The 805-nt window shown below is 43.5% G+C and carries 1 protein-coding gene; it reads right to left on the bottom strand.

What is annotated here, in order from left to right; translation table 11 throughout:
- Nucleotides 1-495: ABC transporter substrate-binding protein (locus tag KIV40_RS27445; protein ID WP_285352367.1), on the bottom strand; the 495-nt coding region annotated here is incomplete at its 3' end.
- Nucleotides 496-805 lie beyond the last annotated feature (310 nt).

Below are 805 nucleotides of genomic sequence, written 5' to 3'. Positions count from 1 at the left end.
GCTCCAAGACTTAGGTGCATCTTTTACAAGGTTGTTGTTTGAGATGAATGAGATGGTACCTGTGTATGCCAACGCCCAGTGACCATCTTTGTCTTTTGCCCACTCAGGAATGTCGTCCCATGTTGATGGCTTGTAGGGTTGAGTTACTTCTTTGTTTACCGCAACACGCGCGAAAGCAAAACCAACATCACCGATATCCGCTGTCGCATTGCGTTTCTCAGCTTCAAATTTTGCAATCTCTTGTGCTGAGCTCATATCTGTATCTTGGTGCTTTAACCCGTAGTTGGCTTTTAGGTCAGCCCACGTGCCTTTCCAGTTTGCCCAACTATCAGGCATACCCACACTGTAAACTGCACCCTCTTCTTTCGCGGCTTTTACTAATGCATCTAAATCTGCATCGTTCGCCATTGCTGGCATAGACAGTGTCGCTGTCATTAAAGTCGCACCAATCAGTTTTGATGGCGTTAAAGGTGCACGGCTAAGCAAAGTTTTCATTGTCTCTATCCTTCTGGACTAGGTCAGTAAGTTCACTTTGTATGCTATAGGCCGAGTATTACGATTTATGGGAACTTATTTGACAGTTCGAATGCATTTCTATGGCAGATATATTTCAAAAGCATGACTTTTAAGCGCAAAGGACTGTCACATTGCTGTTAAATAAAAGACCTATACTGGTAACAACACCGAATCATGGACTAGATCAGAAATGAGAATGCCGGGCAATAGCCATTCAGAGACACAACTGGGAAAGATCAAAAACAGTATCCGAGAACAGATTCAATCAGGGATCTATAAAGAGGGGCAA

It is taken from the genome of Vibrio sp. D173a (genome assembly GCF_030248475.1).
Note: the sequence above shows the minus strand (reverse complement) of the source record. Positions and strands in the feature narration are given on the sequence as shown.